This window comes from Pseudomonas sp. 57B-090624, assembly GCF_003234055.1.
Lineage (GTDB): Bacteria > Pseudomonadota > Gammaproteobacteria > Pseudomonadales > Pseudomonadaceae > Metapseudomonas > Metapseudomonas tohonis.
Window position 1 is genome coordinate 1 of the sequence record NZ_QKRU01000103.1, and the last position, 16322, is coordinate 16322.

The 16322-nt window shown below is 68.6% G+C and carries 17 protein-coding genes; 10 read left to right on the forward strand and 7 right to left on the reverse strand.

What is annotated here, in order from left to right; all coding sequences use genetic code 11:
- Positions 1-245 precede the first annotated feature (245 nt).
- The 4 genes from DMX10_RS29670 to pedF are packed head-to-tail and all read right to left on the reverse strand — an operon-like array spanning position 246 to position 3283.
- Positions 246-1172 carry a quinoprotein relay system zinc metallohydrolase 1 gene (locus DMX10_RS29670; protein WP_111264469.1) on the reverse strand — a complete coding sequence of 309 codons (927 nt, stop codon included), beginning with the start codon at positions 1170-1172 and terminating at the stop codon, positions 246-248.
- A gap of 2 nt (positions 1173-1174) precedes the next feature.
- On the reverse strand, positions 1175-1930 hold the full coding sequence (locus DMX10_RS29675; RefSeq protein WP_111264470.1) for a quinoprotein dehydrogenase-associated SoxYZ-like carrier: 756 nt from the start codon (positions 1928-1930) through the stop codon (positions 1175-1177).
- 31 nt (positions 1931-1961) lie between these two features.
- Positions 1962-2840: an ABC transporter substrate-binding protein gene (locus tag DMX10_RS29680; protein ID WP_111264481.1), complete on the reverse strand. Its 879-nt coding sequence runs from the start codon at positions 2838-2840 to the stop codon at positions 1962-1964.
- Positions 2841-2845: 5 nt separating this feature from the next.
- Positions 2846-3283: a cytochrome c-550 PedF gene (gene pedF, locus DMX10_RS29685; RefSeq protein ID WP_021218542.1), complete on the reverse strand. Its 438-nt coding sequence runs from the start codon at positions 3281-3283 to the stop codon at positions 2846-2848.
- A gap of 309 nt (positions 3284-3592) precedes the next feature.
- Here pedF and exaA point away from each other — a divergent pair, with 309 nt between their 5' ends.
- The 3 genes from exaA to DMX10_RS29700 all read left to right on the forward strand — a co-directional run bounded on the left by exaA (position 3593) and on the right by DMX10_RS29700 (position 7651).
- Positions 3593-5464 (forward strand): quinoprotein ethanol dehydrogenase, encoded by a 1872-nt coding sequence (exaA, locus tag DMX10_RS29690; RefSeq protein ID WP_111264471.1) that lies wholly within the window; start codon positions 3593-3595, stop codon positions 5462-5464.
- Between the two features lie 57 nt (positions 5465-5521).
- Positions 5522-6202 (forward strand): pentapeptide repeat-containing protein, encoded by a 681-nt coding sequence (locus DMX10_RS29695; protein WP_111264472.1) that lies wholly within the window; start codon positions 5522-5524, stop codon positions 6200-6202.
- 132 nt (positions 6203-6334) lie between these two features.
- Positions 6335-7651 carry a PAS domain-containing methyl-accepting chemotaxis protein gene (locus DMX10_RS29700; RefSeq protein ID WP_111264473.1) on the forward strand — a complete coding sequence of 439 codons (1317 nt, stop codon included), beginning with the start codon at positions 6335-6337 and terminating at the stop codon, positions 7649-7651.
- 266 nt (positions 7652-7917) lie between these two features.
- Here DMX10_RS29700 and DMX10_RS29705 read toward each other — a convergent pair whose 3' ends face one another.
- The 3 genes from DMX10_RS29705 to DMX10_RS33360 are packed head-to-tail and all read right to left on the reverse strand — an operon-like array spanning position 7918 to position 9942.
- Positions 7918-8553: a response regulator transcription factor gene (locus DMX10_RS29705; RefSeq protein WP_111264474.1), complete on the reverse strand. Its 636-nt coding sequence runs from the start codon at positions 8551-8553 to the stop codon at positions 7918-7920.
- Positions 8554-8572: 19 nt separating this feature from the next.
- On the reverse strand, positions 8573-9823 hold the full coding sequence (locus tag DMX10_RS29710) for a HAMP domain-containing sensor histidine kinase (protein ID WP_111264475.1): 1251 nt from the start codon (positions 9821-9823) through the stop codon (positions 8573-8575).
- Positions 9820-9942, reverse strand: a complete 123-nt coding sequence (locus DMX10_RS33360) for a hypothetical protein (protein WP_021218535.1) — start codon at positions 9940-9942, stop codon at positions 9820-9822. Before DMX10_RS33360 ends, DMX10_RS29710 begins: the two co-directional genes overlap by 4 nt.
- 156 nt (positions 9943-10098) lie before the next feature.
- Here DMX10_RS33360 and DMX10_RS29715 point away from each other — a divergent pair, with 156 nt between their 5' ends.
- From DMX10_RS29715 to DMX10_RS29745, 7 genes are all read left to right on the forward strand, one after another.
- Positions 10099-11313, forward strand: coding sequence for an ABC transporter substrate-binding protein (locus DMX10_RS29715; protein ID WP_111264476.1), 1215 nt, complete (start codon positions 10099-10101; stop codon positions 11311-11313).
- Between the two features lie 23 nt (positions 11314-11336).
- On the forward strand, positions 11337-12305 hold the full coding sequence (locus tag DMX10_RS29720) for a YVTN family beta-propeller repeat protein (protein WP_043242043.1): 969 nt from the start codon (positions 11337-11339) through the stop codon (positions 12303-12305).
- A complete protein-coding gene (locus DMX10_RS29725) occupies positions 12302-13033 on the forward strand; it encodes an ABC transporter ATP-binding protein (protein WP_111264477.1) in 732 nt (243 codons plus the stop codon). The genes DMX10_RS29720 and DMX10_RS29725 overlap by 4 nt, the downstream gene beginning before the upstream one ends.
- Complete coding sequence (locus tag DMX10_RS29730; RefSeq protein ID WP_021218531.1) at positions 13030-13827, forward strand: ABC transporter permease; 798 nt, start codon at positions 13030-13032, stop codon at positions 13825-13827. The genes DMX10_RS29725 and DMX10_RS29730 overlap by 4 nt, the downstream gene beginning before the upstream one ends.
- 106 nt (positions 13828-13933) lie before the next feature.
- On the forward strand, positions 13934-14479 hold the full coding sequence (locus DMX10_RS29735) for a PQQ-dependent catabolism-associated CXXCW motif protein (RefSeq protein WP_256604883.1): 546 nt from the start codon (positions 13934-13936) through the stop codon (positions 14477-14479).
- A 49-nt stretch (positions 14480-14528) separates the two neighbouring features.
- Complete coding sequence (locus DMX10_RS29740) at positions 14529-15194, forward strand: response regulator transcription factor (protein WP_111264479.1); 666 nt, start codon at positions 14529-14531, stop codon at positions 15192-15194.
- Between the two features lie 111 nt (positions 15195-15305).
- Positions 15306-15833, forward strand: a complete 528-nt coding sequence (locus DMX10_RS29745; protein ID WP_111264480.1) for a transposase — start codon at positions 15306-15308, stop codon at positions 15831-15833.
- Positions 15834-16322: the final 489 nt, after the last annotated feature.

Here is a 16322-nt window from a genome sequence, read left to right on the forward strand (position 1 = left end):
AACGACTGCGTTCGGCCTCCTGGAGGGGCGTTGGCGGCTGCTCCAACTTTCTTCGTCCAGCGCATCGCCACGTGGTGCGCACGGGCTTTCGTAGGATGGTGTAGAGCGAAGCGAAACCCATGCGGTGAAGGTGGCACAAACCCTCAAGCGCCCGGAAAGTACCGTGCTTGAGCGCTTGCATTAAAACCACAACAGGTAACGCAGACAGAGCCAATTCATTCGCGAAATGGTTTCCGGCGAATGAGTCACTCCGCCCGGGGCAGGCGTTCGCGCTCGTAGCGCGGGTAGAGGTGGCTGACGCTGCGCACCAGCTCGTAGCGGGTCAGGCTGATGCCGGCGAAGCGTTCGGGGATGGGCGCGCGGATCAGCTCGTTCATCTCCGCGCCGCGTTTCGCGCCGTCACGCAGCAGGCCGTCGAGCCAGCCGAGGTAGTCGCGCATCTGGGTGAAGATCGCGTCATCGCGGGCCACCGGGCCGTGGCCGGGCACCAGCAGTTTCCAGGGCAGCGCCTGGAGCTGGTCGAGGTCGGCGAGCCAAACGTCCAGCCCCGGGCTGTTGGGGGTGGTCAGGGCCCGCTGGTAGAACAGCAAGTCGCCGCCGAAGAGCACGCCGGTGCGCTCGTCGAGGATCGCCAGGTCCGCCCCGGTGTGGCCGCGCAGGGCCAGCAGGCGCAGCGGGTGGCCACCGATGCTGAAGGTGCCGGGGGTGACCGCCTCGGTGGGCAGCAGCACCTCGGTGCCGCGCATCCAGTCGCCCACCAGGCGGTACATGTTCTCGGCCATGGCGTCGCCCTGCTGGCGCAGCAGTTCGGTGGTGCCGGGCAGTGCGGCGATGGGCACGTCGGCGAAGGCCTGGTTGCCCAGCGCGTGGTCCGGGTGGTGGTGGGTGATCAGCAGCCGCTTCACCGGTTGCGAAGTGACCGTGGCGATGGCCCGGCGCAGGGCTTCGCCGTAGCGCTTGGAAGGGCCGCTGTCGATCACCACCACGCCGTCGTCGGTGACGATGAAGGCGGTGTTGACCACGTTGCCGCCGTTGCCCGCCGCGAAGTTGTCGGTGCTGCCTTCCAGCAGCCAGGTGCCTTCGGCGACCTGCCGGGGTTGCAGGGTGTAGTCCAGCTCGGCGCGGGACAGCAGCGGCAGCACGACGAGGAACACCAGCACGAGCAGGCGCATGCCTAGAGCCCCCCTTCGAATTCGTTGCCGTTGTTGTCGCGCAGCCACAGGCGCGCGCCTGCGTGGCCCTTCACGTCCAGGCTGAGGGTGGGGTTCTCGGCCACGGCCGGGAACAGCTCCAGGGTCGCCAGGGGCTTGCCGGCGGCGTCGCGCAGTTCGGCCTGGTTGAGGAAGAACTCGGGGATGCCGCCCACCAGGCCGTTGTCCATGGGGTGGTCGACGCGCAGGCGCAGGCGTTCGTCGCCCCCCAGGGGAAAGCGCGCGGCGTGGATCTGCCCCAGGCGGTCCTCCCAGCCCGGTTGCGCGCGCACCACGCTGGGCGCGGTGCAGCCGCCGCCGGCGGCGTCGATCCAGGCCGAGCCGATGTGCCACACACCGTCCTCGGTCAGCGCCGCCGCGCGGATCGGCGTGGCCTGCTCGATGCGGATGCGGATCGCCACCACCGGCAACACGGCATCGCCGGGGCGGAAGTCGAACACCCGGGGAATGGGGTTGAGCTCGGCCCAGGCCATGAGTCGCGTCACCTTGCCCGGCAGCGCCCGGGCGTCCACCTGGATCGGCACCTGGCGGGCGTCCTCGGCGAAGGGCGGCGCCAGCAGCTGAACGCGGTCGTCGAAGACGTAGGGCGCGCCGTCGAGGATGCGCTGGTGGTGGAAGTCCCACATCACCGAGGGCATCGGGTCCTTGCCCGGGTCGGGGGCGGCGAGGGCCCGGGCCCCCAGGCACAAGCCCAGCAGCAGCGTGGTCAGGTGGCGCATGGCGGTTCTCCCTGGCAGGCCGGGGCCCACCTCATTGCACGTCCTGGTAGAGGCCGGGCAGCTCGTAGGTCAGCCCGTAGCGGGCGTAGAGGGCGGCCAGCCGGCCATCGCGGACCATCGCCTCCACCTCCATGTCCAGCGCGTTGGAAAGCTGGCGGTTGGACTCGTGCACCGCCATGCCGATGTCCCACAGGGGCTGGCCGAGGTTGGGATAGGTGGTGTCGGAGGACTTCAGCGCCGGGTCGGCGGCCTCGTGCAGCAGCCACTGCAGCTCGCCGCGCAGGGCCATCACCGCATCCACCTCGGCGCCCTGCAGGGCGGCGAAGGCGGCGGCCGGGCTCGGGTAGTGGCGGGTGTTGGCGCTGAGCTGGCCGTTGAACACCGAGGTCAGGTAGAAGGACGGCACGCTCTCCAGCTCGACGCCGATGGGGTGCAGGCGGAACACGCCGATGCTGTCCACCACCGGCAGGCGCCGGGCGTCGTGCACCAGGTGCCAGCGCTCGCGCTGGTAGGGGGCGAAGATCACCACCTGCTCGTTGACCAGCTCGCCCACGTCGTTGCGCCGCGCGGTGTAGTCACGGTCGTAGGGCACGCGCAGCATCAGGTCCGCGAGCAATTTGGGGCGCAGGTAGTGGCCCTTCCAGATGTAGTTGCGCAGGTCGTCGTCGAGCTTCTCGCCGGGGGTCACCCAGATCAGCTCGGCCTTCAGCCCCAGCGCTGCGGCCAGGGCATTGGCCAGGTCGACGTCGACGCCGCGGGCCTGGCCGTCCTGCTGGAAGCTGTAGGGCGGGAAGTTCTCGTAGACCGCGACCTTGAGCACCCCCGAGGCTAGGATGTCGTCATAGGGGCGGACCTGCGCCTGCGCCAGCGGCAGGCACAGCAACCAGCACAGCAGGGCGAGCAGGCGCATGGCGATCACTCTTCGACGTGGACGCTTTCCAGGTAGGAGCGGATGGCCCAGAGCGCTTCCTGGCTGAGGAAGTCGGCCATCTTCGGCATGTACACCGCGCCGTCGCGCACCGCGCCGTTGATCACGCGCTCCTTGAACCACTCGTCGCCGTCGGCGCTGATTTCGAGCAGGCGCAGGTCGGGGGCGATGCCACCGGACTTGGCTTCCAGGCCGTGGCAACGGGCGCAGTTCTGGTTGTAGGCCGAGGAACCGATCTCCACCGCCAGGGCGTTCTTCTCATAGGGCGCGCGGTAGGGGTTGGTGTCACGCCATTCCTTGCCCAGGGGCTCCAGGCCATCGGTGTTGACGGCCTGCGGCACGACATCGCCATGGGCCAGGGCAAGACCGGTGAGGCTCAGACCGGCAAGGAACATCAGGCCACGCAGGGCGTTCTTGTTATTCATGACTTCCATCCTCTTCGAGATGCTGGGCAAGGCGAACGCTCGGCAGGAGCGTGGTGACGAGGATGGTAAGGAGCGCCCGATCAGGGCCGAATGCTGCTTTGGTGGCCGCGCCCTACTCCCTTGGTAGCAAGCCGGGCGGAGGTGTATCGAGGCGCTTTGGCAGCGGTTCCAAGTCATGCCCGCACTGGGAAGTTTTCCCGGCAAGCGCGGGAGTTTTTCCGTATCCCGCAGGCGGTGGCGCTTCCAGTATTCGAAGCGCCAGGACGCCAGGTGGCGCACTGGTCCACAACGACCACGGGAACCGCACACATGACAACAAGATCGCACCCCCAACCCGCCAGCCCGCTCAGCCTCGCCATCAAGGGCCTCCTGCTCGCCGGTGGCCTCGCCGCCAGCGCCAGCGCCTTCGCCGCCAACGTGACCTGGGAAGACATCGCCAACGACCATGTCTCGGTCAAGGACGTGCTGCAGTACGGCATGGGCACCAACGCCCAGCGCTGGAGCCCCCTGGCCCAGGTCAACGACCAGAACGTGTTCAAGCTGGTGCCGGCCTGGTCCTACTCCTTCGGCGACGAGAAGCAGCGCGGCCAGGAATCCCAGGCGATCGTGCGCGACGGTGTGGTCTACGTCACCGGCTCCTATTCCCGCGTGTTCGCCCTTGACGCCAAGACCGGCAAGCGTCTGTGGGTCTACAACCACCGCCTGCCCGACGACATCCGCCCCTGCTGCGACGTGGTCAACCGCGGCGCCGCCATCTACGGCGACAAGATCTTCTTCGGCACCCTGGACGGCCGCCTGGTGGCGCTGAACAAGGACACCGGCAAGGTGGTGTGGAACAAGAAGTTCGGCGATCACACCGCCGGCTACACCATGACCGGCGCCCCGACCCTGATCAAGGACCAGAAGACCGGCAAGACGCTGCTGATCCACGGCAGCTCCGGTGACGAATTCGGCGTGGTCGGCCAGCTCTACGCCCGCGACCCGGACACCGGCGAAGAAGTCTGGATGCGCCCCTTCGTCGAGGGCCACATGGGCCGCCTCAATGGCAAGGACAGCACCCCCACGGGCGACGTGAAGGCGCCCTCCTGGCCGGACGACAAGAACTCCCCCACCGGCAAGGTCGAGGCCTGGAGCCACGGTGGCGGCGCCCCCTGGCAGAGCGCCAGCTTCGACGCCGAGACCAACACCATCATCGTCGGCGCCGGCAACCCCGGCCCCTGGAACACCTGGGCGCGCACCGCCAAGGGCGGCAACCCCCACGACTACGACAGCCTCTACACCTCCGGCCAGGTGGGCGTGGACCCGAGCACCGGCGAGGTGAAGTGGTTCTACCAGCACACCCCGAACGACGCCTGGGACTTCTCCGGCAACAACGAGCTGGTGCTGTTCGACTACAAGGGCAAGGACGGCAAGGTGGTGAAAGCCACCGCCCACGCCGACCGCAACGGCTTCTTCTATGTGGTGGACCGCACCAACGGCAAGCTGCAGAACGCCTTCCCCTTCGTCGACAACATCACCTGGGCCAGCCACATCGACCTGAAGACCGGCCGCCCGGTGGAGAACGAAGGCCAGCGCCCGCCCCTGCCCGAGCCGGGCCAGAAGCACGGCAAGGCGGTCGAGGTCTCCCCGCCCTTCCTCGGCGGCAAGAACTGGAACCCGATGGCCTACAGCCAGGACACCGGCCTGTTCTACGTGCCGGCCAACAACTGGAAGGAGGACTACTGGACCGAGGAGGTGAACTACAAGAAGGGCTCCGCCTACCTGGGCATGGGCTTCCGCATCAAGCGCATGTACGACGACCATGTCGGCAGCCTGCGCGCCATGGACCCGACCACCGGCAAGGTGGTGTGGGAGCACAACGAGCACCTGCCGCTCTGGGCCGGCGTGCTGGCCACCAAGGGCAACCTGGTGTTCACCGGCACCGGCGACGGCTTCTTCAAGGCCTTCGACGCGAAAACCGGCAAGGAGCTGTGGAAGTTCCAGACCGGCAGCGGCATCGTCTCCCCGCCCATCACCTGGGAACAGGACGGCGAGCAGTACATCGGCGTGACCGTCGGCTACGGCGGCGCCGTGCCGCTGTGGGGCGGCGACATGGCCGAGCTGACCAAGCCGGTGGCCCAGGGCGGCTCGTTCTGGGTGTTCAAGCTGCCGAGCTGGGACAACAAGACCGCCAGCCGCTGACCCTCCCCGGCGCGCCTGCGGGCGCGCCGACTCCCCTGCCACGCACCAGGAGCCGTCATGAACTACCTGCCCATGTTCCTTCCCCTGCTGATGCTGGTCGTCGGGCTCGCCTGGGCCCAGGCCCCCGCCCCGCAAGCCGAGGCCACCCCCGAGGATGCCGTCCGGGTAATCGGCGGCTGCCGCCTGGAGCCGGAAAGCCAGTGCCCCGGCGCCGACCTGCGCAATGCCGACCTGCGCAACCTCGACCTGCACAAGATCAACCTGGCCGGGGCCGATCTTTCCGGCGCCGACCTGCGCCACGCCAACCTCGACCTGGCCAACCTGGAGAAAGCCCGACTGGTGGGCAGCAACCTGACCCGCGCCAGCCTGCAGCAGAGCAACCTGCGCCTGGCCAACCTCAGCGGCGCCCGCCTGGTGGCGGTGCAGGGCTGGGGCCTGTTCGGCCAGGGCGCGCAGTTCAAGGGCGCCGACCTGACCGCCGCCTACTTGGAGTTCGCCCGCCTCTCCGGCGCCAGGCTGCACGACGCCAACCTCAGCGCCGCCGACCTGGAAATGACCTGGCTCAGCCGCGCCGACCTCAAGGGCGCCCACCTCAACGACGCCAACCTGCAGGAAGCCAAGCTGGGCGACGCCAACCTGGAGAACGCCGACCTCAGCGGCGCCCGTCGCCACTACGCGTCGTTCCAGGGGGTGAACATGGAAGGCTGCCGGGAATGCCCGGTGGATTGGGAAAAATGATGTTCGGGCGGGGCGCGTCTACACTTTTCAAGCCGCGCCCCGTCGAATTGTTCGCCAGCCCCTTAAGAAAGTACCGGCAGGGCCGATGCGCTGACCAAGCAGTTCCACACTCTCAGCCAACGGGTTCCGACCATGTTCAACACGCGCTTGAAAAAGGAGCTGGAGCACCTTCGGGAGGAAAACGCCCGAGCCCAGCAGATCAAGGAATCCATCTTCCAGGAAATGCTGGTGATGGAGATCGACCTCCAGGGTCGCATCCTGTCCGTCAACGAAAACTTCCTCAATGTGCTGCAGTACCGCAGTGACACCATCATCGGCCGCACGCTCGAAGAGCTCATCCCCCAGACCTTCCACCGCGACCCCAACTACCTGAAGATGCGCCAGGGCCTGGCCAACGGCGAGCACTTCAACGGCGCGTACCGGCTGCTCCGCGGCGACGGCCGCGAGGCCTGGCTGCGCTGCATCTGGCAACCGATACGCGATGGACGCGGGCAGATCCAGAGCGTGGTGGTGTGCGCCAACGACCTGACCCGGACCATCGAGACCGCCAAGGAGCACGAAGGCCTGATCAACGCCCTGCTGCGCTCCACCGCCGTCATCGAGTTCAACCTCAAGGGCGAGGTGCTCAACGCCAACCAGCGCTTCCTCGATGCCATGGGCTACCGCCTGGAGCAGATCAAGGGCAAGCACCACAGCGTCTTCTGCGATCCGGAGGAGTCCAGCTCCGCCGGCTACCGGGAGTTCTGGGCCAAGCTGCTGCGCGGCGAGTTCGTCGTCGGCCGCTTCAAGCGCATCGACGCCCACGGCCGCGATGTCTGGCTGGAGGCCTCCTACAACCCGGTGCACGACACCAACGACCAGCTCTACAAGGTGGTGAAGTTCGCCACCGTGATCACCGACCAGGTGAACCAGGAGCAGGCCGTGGCCGAGGCGGCGAACATCGCCTACAGCACCTCCCAGCAGACCGACGCCACCGCACAGAAAGGCGCCTCGGTGGTCAGCCAGACGGTCAACGTCATGCGCCTGATCACCAACCAGGTGCAGGAAGCGGCCGAAGGCATCGAGGCGCTGGACAAGCAGTCGCAACTGATCAGTTCGATCATCAAGACCATCAGCGGCATCGCCTCGCAGACCAACCTGCTGGCCCTCAACGCCGCCATCGAGGCGGCCCGCGCGGGCGAGCAGGGCCGCGGCTTCGCGGTGGTCGCCGACGAAGTGCGCCAGCTGGCCGGGCGCACCAGCCAGGCGGCCGAGGAGATCGTCGAGGTGGTGCAGCAGAACCAGAGCCTGGCCCAGGCGGCGGTGGACAGCATGTCCAGCAGCCGCCAGCACGCCGAGCAGGGGCTGAACCTGGCCAACGAGGCCGGCTCGGTGATCGTCGAGATCCAGGACGGCGCCCAGCGCGTGGTCAGCGCCGTGGGGCAGTTCGCCAGCCAGCTGAAGACCTGAGGTGGAATAGCCTGGCGGGGGCTGTGGGAGCGGTTGCAGCCGGGATGTCCGCGCGAGTAAACATCCACGCTCCTAGATCATGTTTTGGCCCCCATCTGGCCTCGGAACATGCAACCGTCGCTCACTTCGGACGTAGGGTGTGCTGCGCGCACCGGGAGCTCGCCGGAGGCACCGTGCGGCGGTGCGCACGGCACACCCTACGGCACGCACTCATCCTGTCGAGTCCTCAGCTCAAGTCGTCACAGCAGAGCCGATGCCCTGCCCTATCACCCCAGCCGCAATACCCCGGTATCGATGGCCAGGTGCACCAGCTCCGCCTGGGAGCTGACCTGCAGCTTGTTCTTGAGCATCGTCAGGTAGTTGGAAACCGTCTTGGCGCTGATGCACAGGTGCTCGGCGATGCTGCGCGCGGGCATGCCGCGGGCGAGCATGGTGAAGATCTCCAGCTCGCGCTGGGTCATGCCGCAGAGGCGCGGGTCGCCGGCCTGGTGCGCCGGGTGGCAGGCGAGCTGGGTGGCCAGGGGCTGCTCGATGTAGGCGTGCCCGGCGAGGATGCGCCGCACCGCTTCCACCAGCACCTCGGGCGCGGAGTTCTTGGTGATGTAGCCGGCGGCACCGGCGTCCAGGGCCTGGCGCACCAGGGGCAGCTCGTCGTGCATGCTGAAGAACAGCACGCGCAGCTGCGGCAGGCGCTGGCGCAGCCGGCGGGTGGTCTCCAGGCCGCTGATGCCCGGCAGCGAGAGGTCCATCACCACCAGGTTGGGAATGCTGTCGTGCACCAGGTGCAGGGCCTGCTCGCCGCTGGCCGCCTCGCTCACCTCCACCTCGGGCAGCAGGCCGCGCAGCAGGCTGGCGTAGCCCTGGCGCACCACGGAATGGTCGTCCACCAGCAGGATCTTCATCGCAGGTTCTCCAGGTTGTTCAGGCTTCGCCCAGGGGAATGCTCAGGCGCACCAGCCAGCCGCCGCCGGCGCGGGTGCGCAGGCGCAGGTCGCCGCCCAGGCAGCGCGCCCGCTCCAGCATGGAACGCAGGCCGATGCCGGGCCGTGGCGGCTGCACGGCGCCCCGGCCGTTGTCGCCCACCAGCAGGCGCAAGCGCCGGCCGCGGCGCTCCAGGCGCACGCTCACCGCACTGGCATCGGCGTGGCGGGCGATGTTGGTCAGGGCTTCCTGCAACAGGCGGTAGAGATGGGCCTGGTCGGCGGTGGGCAGCACCGGCAGGTCCTCGCCCAGGCGCAACTGGCAATCGACGCCCTGGGCGCTGCGCCACTGCTCGGTGAGCAGCTCGATGGCCTCGCCCAGGTGCAGGCGCTCCAGCACCACGGGGTAAAGGTCACGCACCAGCGCGCGGAAGCTGTCCTGCATGCGCTGGCAGTTGTCCTCCAGGCTGCGCAGGGTGGCACCGGCGCCCGGCGCCTGGCCGGTCATGGAGCGCAACAGCAGCAGCTGCGCGCGGATGCCGGCGAGGTACTGGCCGATGTCGTCGTGCAGGGCCAGGGCCAGGTGCTTGCGCTCGCGCTCCTGCAGCGCCAGCAGGGCGCGGGTCAGCTCGGCGTTGTCGTTGCGCACCTGCTCCAGGGTGCTGGCCATCTCGTTGAAGTGGCCGGCCAGCAGGCGTGCCTCGTGCAGCGAAGGCTGGTTGAGGCGTACCGCCAGGCGGCCCCGGGCGATCTCGTCGAAGCCGGCGCGCAGCTCGTCCAGCACCCGCAGGCCCCGGCGTACCGCGACGCGGATGGCCAGCAGGCTGAGGCCCAGGGCCAGGCCGAACAGCACCAGCAACTGGATGAGGGAGTCCTCGACCTCGTCCATCTCGTCCGCCGGGTCAACGCTGATCAGCACGCGGCGGCCATCGTCCAGTTGCAGCGGCTCGCCGTACTGCTCGGCGGGCGGGAACAGCCGCGCACCAAGCCAGGCGTCCAGGCCGCGTGGTTGTGAGGGCGTCTCGCCCTGCCAGTGGATGCGCACATGGCGCAGGCCCCGCGCCAGGGCCGACTCCAGGGCCTTGGGGTCGCGCCGGGCGGCCTCGTGCAGGTACTCGACCACCGCGCGCGCGGCCACCATCTCGCGTTGCACGTCCTGGCTGGCCTGGCGCAGAAGCACCCCGGTACAGACCAGTGCCACTGCGGCGAAGAACAGCACCACCAGCAGGTTGATGCGGCCGAGGGTGCTCATCGCCCGAGGCCCGATGAAAACGCCGCGGGGGGCGCAGCGGGGGACGCACGGAAGCCATCCACGCCGATCAGGCTGAGGATCAGCAGCACGGGCAGCAGCAGGGTCTTGAGCACACGCATGGCCGGGCCTCCCGGTCTCGTTCTTGTGCCTCCATGCTAGGGCCTGGGGCGGGCGGCCGGGCTACTACCTTGGTACTGCCCCGGCGCTACTTTCTGCATATTTCCCCAGGCCCGGGGCGGCCCTAGGCTGGCGCTACAAGAACGGGAGCCCCCGCCATGCGCCACCTTGCGCCCTATGCCCTGACCTACCTGCTGGCCCTGGCCGCCGCCGCGCTGCTGGCCAACCACGCCGTCGCCGCCGAGGCGCGCCAGCCGCTGGAGGTGCGCATCGGCTACCTCGGCTACAGCCCCGACCCGGGGCCGCTGCTGTCCAACGTCATCCCCGAGCCCCGCGACACCGGCTTGCGCGGCGCCGAGCTGGCGACCACCGACAACAACAGCACCGGGCGCTTCCTCAAGCAGCGCTACCAGTTGCTGGCGGCCAATGCCGAGAGCGAAGCCGAACTGCTGGACGCGGCGCGCCAACAGTATGACCAGGGCCTGCGCCTGTTCGTGGTCAACGCACCGGCGCCCCTGCTGCGCCAGCTCTCGGCGGCGCTGCCGGACAGCCTGCTGTTCAACGCCGGCGCCGCCGACGACGAACTGCGCACCGACGCCTGCCTGCCCAACGTGCTGCACAGCCTGCCCAGCCGCGCCATGCTCGCCGACGCCCTGGTGCAGTTCCTCGCCCTGCGCCAGTGGAAGCGCTGGCTGCTGGTGGTCGGCCCGCGCCCCGAGGACCAGGCCTACGCCGCCGCCCTGCGTCGCGCCGCGGGGCGCTTCGGCCTGACGATCATCGGCGAGAAGCCCTGGACCTTCGACAACGAGCAGCGCCGCAGCGCCCAGGCCGACATGCCGCTGTTCACCCAGGCCGACGACTACGACGGCGTGCTGGTGGCCGACGAGCGCGGCGACTTCGGCGAGTACCTGCCCTACAACACCTGGCTGCCGCGCCCGGTGGCCGGCACCCAGGGCCTGGTGCCCACCGGCTGGCACAAGACGGTGGAAACCTATGGCGCGGCGCAACTGCAGAAGCGCTTCGAGGACCTCACGGGGCGCTGGATGAACGACCGCGACTTCGCCGCCTGGGTGGCCGTGCGCAGCATCGCCAGCGCCGTCACCCGCCTGGGCGCCGCCGACGCCGCCGCGATCCGCACCCTGGAGCTGTCGCCGGACCTGCCCCTGGACGGCTTCAAGGGCCGCAAGCTGAGCTACCGCCCCTGGGACGGCCAGTTGCGCCAGCCCATCGAGCTGATCCAGCCACGCGCGCTGATCAGCACCTCGCCCCAGGAAGGTTTTCTCCACCCCTTCAGCGAACTCGACACCCTCGGCCACGACGCGCCGGAGAGCCGCTGCCGCCTGGCCGAGGTTGCCCTGGAAGCCACGCCATGAACGCCCAGAACAAGGACCCCGCCATGCCCCGCCTCCCCCTCACCCTGCTCGGCGCCGCGCTGCTGCTGGCCAGCGGCGCCACCTTCGCCGCCACCGCCTACGTCTCCAACGAGAAGGACAACGCCGTCAGCGTGATCGACATGGACAGCCTGACGGTCACCGCCAGCCTGCCGGTGGGCAAGCGCCCGCGCGGCCTGGCGCTGTCCAGCGACAACCGGCTGCTGTACATCTGCGCCAGCGATTCGGACACCGTGCAGGTGATGGACCTGGCCACGCGGCAGATCATCAAGGAGCTGCCCTCCGGCGCCGACCCCGAGCAGTTCGCCCTGCACCCCAACGACCGCTGGCTGTACATCTCCAACGAGGACGATGCGCTGGTCACGGTGGTCGACACCCAGAGCAGCCAGGTGCTGGCGCAGATCGACGTCGGCGTGGAGCCCGAGGGCATGGCGGTGAGCCCGGACGGCAAGTGGGCGATCAACACCAGCGAGACCACCAACATGCTGCACTGGATCGACACCTCGACCCAGACGCTGGTGGACAACACCCTGGTGGACCAGCGCCCGCGCCATGTGGAGTTCGACCACGACGGCAAGCGCCTGTGGGCTTCGGCTGAGATCGGCGGCACCGTCACCGTGGTCGACGTGGCCACGCGCAGCATCCAGAAGACCCTGCGCTTCCAGATCAAGGGCGTGCACCCGGACAAGGTGCAGCCGGTGGGGGTCAAGCTGACCCGCGACGGCCGCTACGCCTTCGTCGCCCTGGGCCCGGCCAACCATGTGGCGGTGGTGGATGCGAAAACCCTGGAGGTGCTCGACTACCTGCTGGTGGGCCGGCGCGTCTGGCACCTGGCCTTCAGCCCCGACGAGAAGACCCTGCTGGCCACCAACGGCATCAGCGGCGACGTCTCGGTGATCGACGTCGACAGCCTCAAGGTGACCCGGTCGATCAAGGTCGGCCGCTACCCCTGGGGCGTGGTGGTGGCGCCATGAACGCCCTGGAGGTGGAGGGCGTCGGCTTCGACTACGTCCCGCGCCGCGCACTGGATGAGGTGAGTTTCGCCCTGGAGCCGGGCCGCTTCACCGCGCTGCTGGGCCCCAACGGTGCCGGCAAGTCCACCCTGGTGGCGCTGCTCAGCCGCCTCTACGACCTGCAGCGCGGCGATATCCGCGTCGCCGGCCATTCCCTGCGCCGGCAGCCGCGCCTGGCCCTGCGCCAGCTCGGCGTGGTGTTCCAGCAGAGCACCCTGGACCTCGACCTCTCGGTGGAGCAGAACCTGCGCTACCACGCCGCCCTGCACGGCATGCCGCGCCAACTGGCGGCCGCGCGCATCGACCAGGAGCTGGCGCGCCAGGGCCTGGGCGAACGCCGCCGCGACAGCGTGCGCGCGCTCAATGGCGGCCACCGCCGGCGCGTGGAAATCGCCCGCGCCCTGCTCCACCGCCCACGCCTGCTGCTGCTCGACGAAGCCAGCGTCGGCCTCGACCCGGCCGCCCGCCAGGCCCTCAACCACCACGTGCGCCAGCTGTGCGACGACGAAGGCCTGAGCGTGCTGTGGACCACTCACCTGCTGGACGAAGTGCGCGGCGAGGACGCCCTGCTGGTGCTCGACCAGGGCCGCCTGGTGGCCTCGGGCACCGCCGGCGAGCTGAGTGCGGTGCATGGCGGCGGCCTGGCCGGTGCCTTCGGCGAGCTCACCCGGCCGAGGGCGCGGGCATGAACGCCGGTGCTTATTGGCAATGCCTGCGCGGCATCGTCGGGCGCGAGTGGTTGCGCTTCGTGCTGCAGCGCTCGCGCTTTCTCAGCGCCCTGGTGCGGCCGCTGCTGTGGCTGCTGGTGTTCGCCGCCGGGTTCCGCGCGGCGCTGGGCATCGCCATCATCGACCCCTACGCCACCTACATCACCTACGAGACCTACATCGTCCCGGGGCTGGCCTGCATGATCCTGCTGTTCAACGGCATGCAGGGCTCGCTGTCGATGGTCTACGACCGCGAGATGGGCAGCATGCGCGTGCTGCTCACCAGCCCGCTGCCGCGCCCCTTCCTGCTCGGCGCCAAGCTGCTGGCCACGGCGCTGGTGTCGCTGCTGCAGGTGTATGCCTTCCTCGCCATCGCCTGGCTCTATGGCGTGCAACCGCCGGCCTGGGGCCTGCTCGCCGCCCTGCCCGCGCTGCTGCTGGCGGCGCTGCTGCTCAGTGCCCTGGGGCTGCTGCTGTCGAACTTCATCCGCCAGTTGGAGAACTTCGCCGGGGTGATGAATTTCGTGATCTTCCCGCTGTTCTTCCTCTCTTCGGCGCTCTACCCCCTGTGGAAGATGCGCGAGGCCAGCGAGTGGCTGTACTGGCTGTGCGCGGCCAATCCCTTCAGCCACGCGGTGGAGCTGGTGCGCTTCGCCCTGTACGAACGGCTCAACCCGCTGGCGCTCGGCGTATGCCTGGGCCTGACGCTGGTCTTCGCGGTGGCGGCGGTGGCCAGCTTCAACCCGCAGCACGCGGCGCTGCGCCGGGCCGGCTGAGGCGGGAAAACTACTACTTTGGTACGGGTTTCCCTCTCCAACGTAGGATTTCCAAAGGCGCGCGGCTGGCTTGTAATGCGGGCATAAGAATAAAGAGATGCCTGCCATGCGAGTCCTCATCGCCTCACTGCTGTGCCTGCCCCTCCTGTTTTCGGCCGCCGCCCGGGCCGACGCCGAGCCATCGCTGTTCTCCGCCGACGGCTACCGCACCGACCGCTACCGCAGCCCCACGCCCGCCGAGGCCGACCACGCCCGCACCCTGGACACCCCCGGCCTGCGCGAGCTGCTGGCGCGCGACCCGCGCACGCAACTGATCGACGTCTACCGCCGCCAGTTCCTCGAAGGCCGCTTCATCGCCGACGAGCCCCACGCCAACCTGCCCGGCAGCCTGTGGCTGGCCAACACCGGCAACGGCGAGCTGGACGCGCGCTGGCAGGCCTACTTCGCCGACAACCTGAAGAAGGCGAGCCGGGGCGATGCGCAATGGCCGCTGGTGTTCTACTGCCGTTCCGACTGCTGGTTGAGCTGGAACGCGCAACGGCGCGCCCATGCACTGGGCTACCGCAATCTCTACTGGTACCGTGACGGCATCGACGCCTGGGAACAGGCCGGCCTGCCGCTGCAACCCGCCGAGCCCGTGCCCCTGCCCTGAATCCGCGCCCGACAGCCCCTCCATAATCAGAACAATGAGGTGAATGGCCATGTACAAGATCCTGATCGCCGACGATCACCCGCTGTTCCGCGAGGCCATCCACAACGTCATCAGCGACGGCTTCCCCGACAGCCAAGTGATGGAGACCGCCGACCTCGACAGCGCGCTGGGCCTGACCCAGGAACACGAAGACCTCGACCTCATCCTGCTCGACCTGAACATGCCCGGCATGCACGGCCTCAACGGCCTGATCAACCTGCGCAACGAGGCGCCGACCATCCCGGTGGTGATCGTCTCCGCCGAGCAGGACAAGCAGATCGTGCTGCAGGCGATCACCTACGGCGCGGTGGGCTTCATCACCAAGTCCTCGCCACGGGCGCAGATGACCGACGCCATCGAGCAGATCCTCAACGGCAACGTCTACCTGCCCTCGGACATCATCCGCACCCAGAAGAGCTCGCCCCGGCGCAGCCACCAGGACGAGCACGGCATCCCCCCGGAACTGCTCCAGGCGCTGACCCGCAAGCAACTGCTGGTGCTCGAGCGCATGACCAAGGGCGAGTCGAACAAGCAGATCGCCTACAACCTCGACATCGCCGAAACCACGGTCAAGGCCCACGTCTCCGCCATCCTGCGCAAGCTCAACGTGCACAACCGCGTGCAGGCGATCCTCTGCGCGGGGGATATCGATTTCGCGGCGTATCTGCGGCGCTAGCGGTCACCTGGCCGACAGCGCAGCCGGAGCTTTCACCCGGGCTGACGTGCCCCGCCAGTCGCCATCCCGCCCTACCCTGCGAAGCCTGGACGCTTGCAGGGAGACCCGGGAATGTCGCGCTACCTCCGCTCACAGCGGGCCGGCTCGTACTACTTCTTCACACTCGTCACCGCAAAACGCCGGCCGCTCCTGACCGAGCCATCGGTACGCCAGGCATTACGCCATGCGATCCAGGCGGTGCGGCTCGAACAGCCGTTCCGCATCCATGGCTGGGTGCTGCTGCCGGATCACCTGCATTGCCTCTGGGAGCTGCCGCCCGGTGATGCCGACTTCGCGCGGCGCTGGTCGATCATCAAGCGCAAAGTCAGCCAATCGGTTCACCTGCCACCCACTTCGAATAGCCGGGTCGCACGTCGCGAATCCGGGTTCTGGCAGCGGCGCTTCTGGGAACACTGCATACGCGATGCCGACGACTACCGCCGGCATATGGATTACCTGCACTGGAACCCGGTGAAGCACGGCCTGGTCACCCGGGTGGCCGACTGGCCCTGGTCCAGCTTCCACCGCCTGGTACGAGAGGGCCTTTACCCGGCGGGTTGGGGCGATGCCGGGGAGCAGGACGGGGAATTTGGCGAATAGCCCGGAGCCTGTCGGAGCTCGCCGGATGGACCGAACGCGGAATCGGTGCGCGCAGCACACCCTACAAGAGCACATCAGCGCACGGGGCTTGGTTCGATGCACGGGGCTCGGCCGTAGGGTGTGCCGTGTGCGCACCTCAAAGGTTGGAGCGGCACGGAGCCTTTCGGAGCTCGCCGGATGGACCGAGCGCGGGACCGGTGCGCGCACTCGACCGTGTGCATTGCAACGCACATTGATGCACGGGCTCGGCCCGATGCACGCGGCTCGGTCGTAGGGTGTGCCGTGCGCACCTCAAAAGGTGGGAGCGGCACGGAGCCTGTCGGAGTGAGCCGTACGGACCGAACGCGGGACCGGTGCGCGCAGTGTTTAGCCGGGATACATGGGTAACGCTTGTCGGGGGACATGGGTAACGGGTTGCTGGTCGTTACTTCTTCTCTCTCAGGTCGAACTGGCGGATTGTCTTATGGATGAAAATCACATCGTAGACAC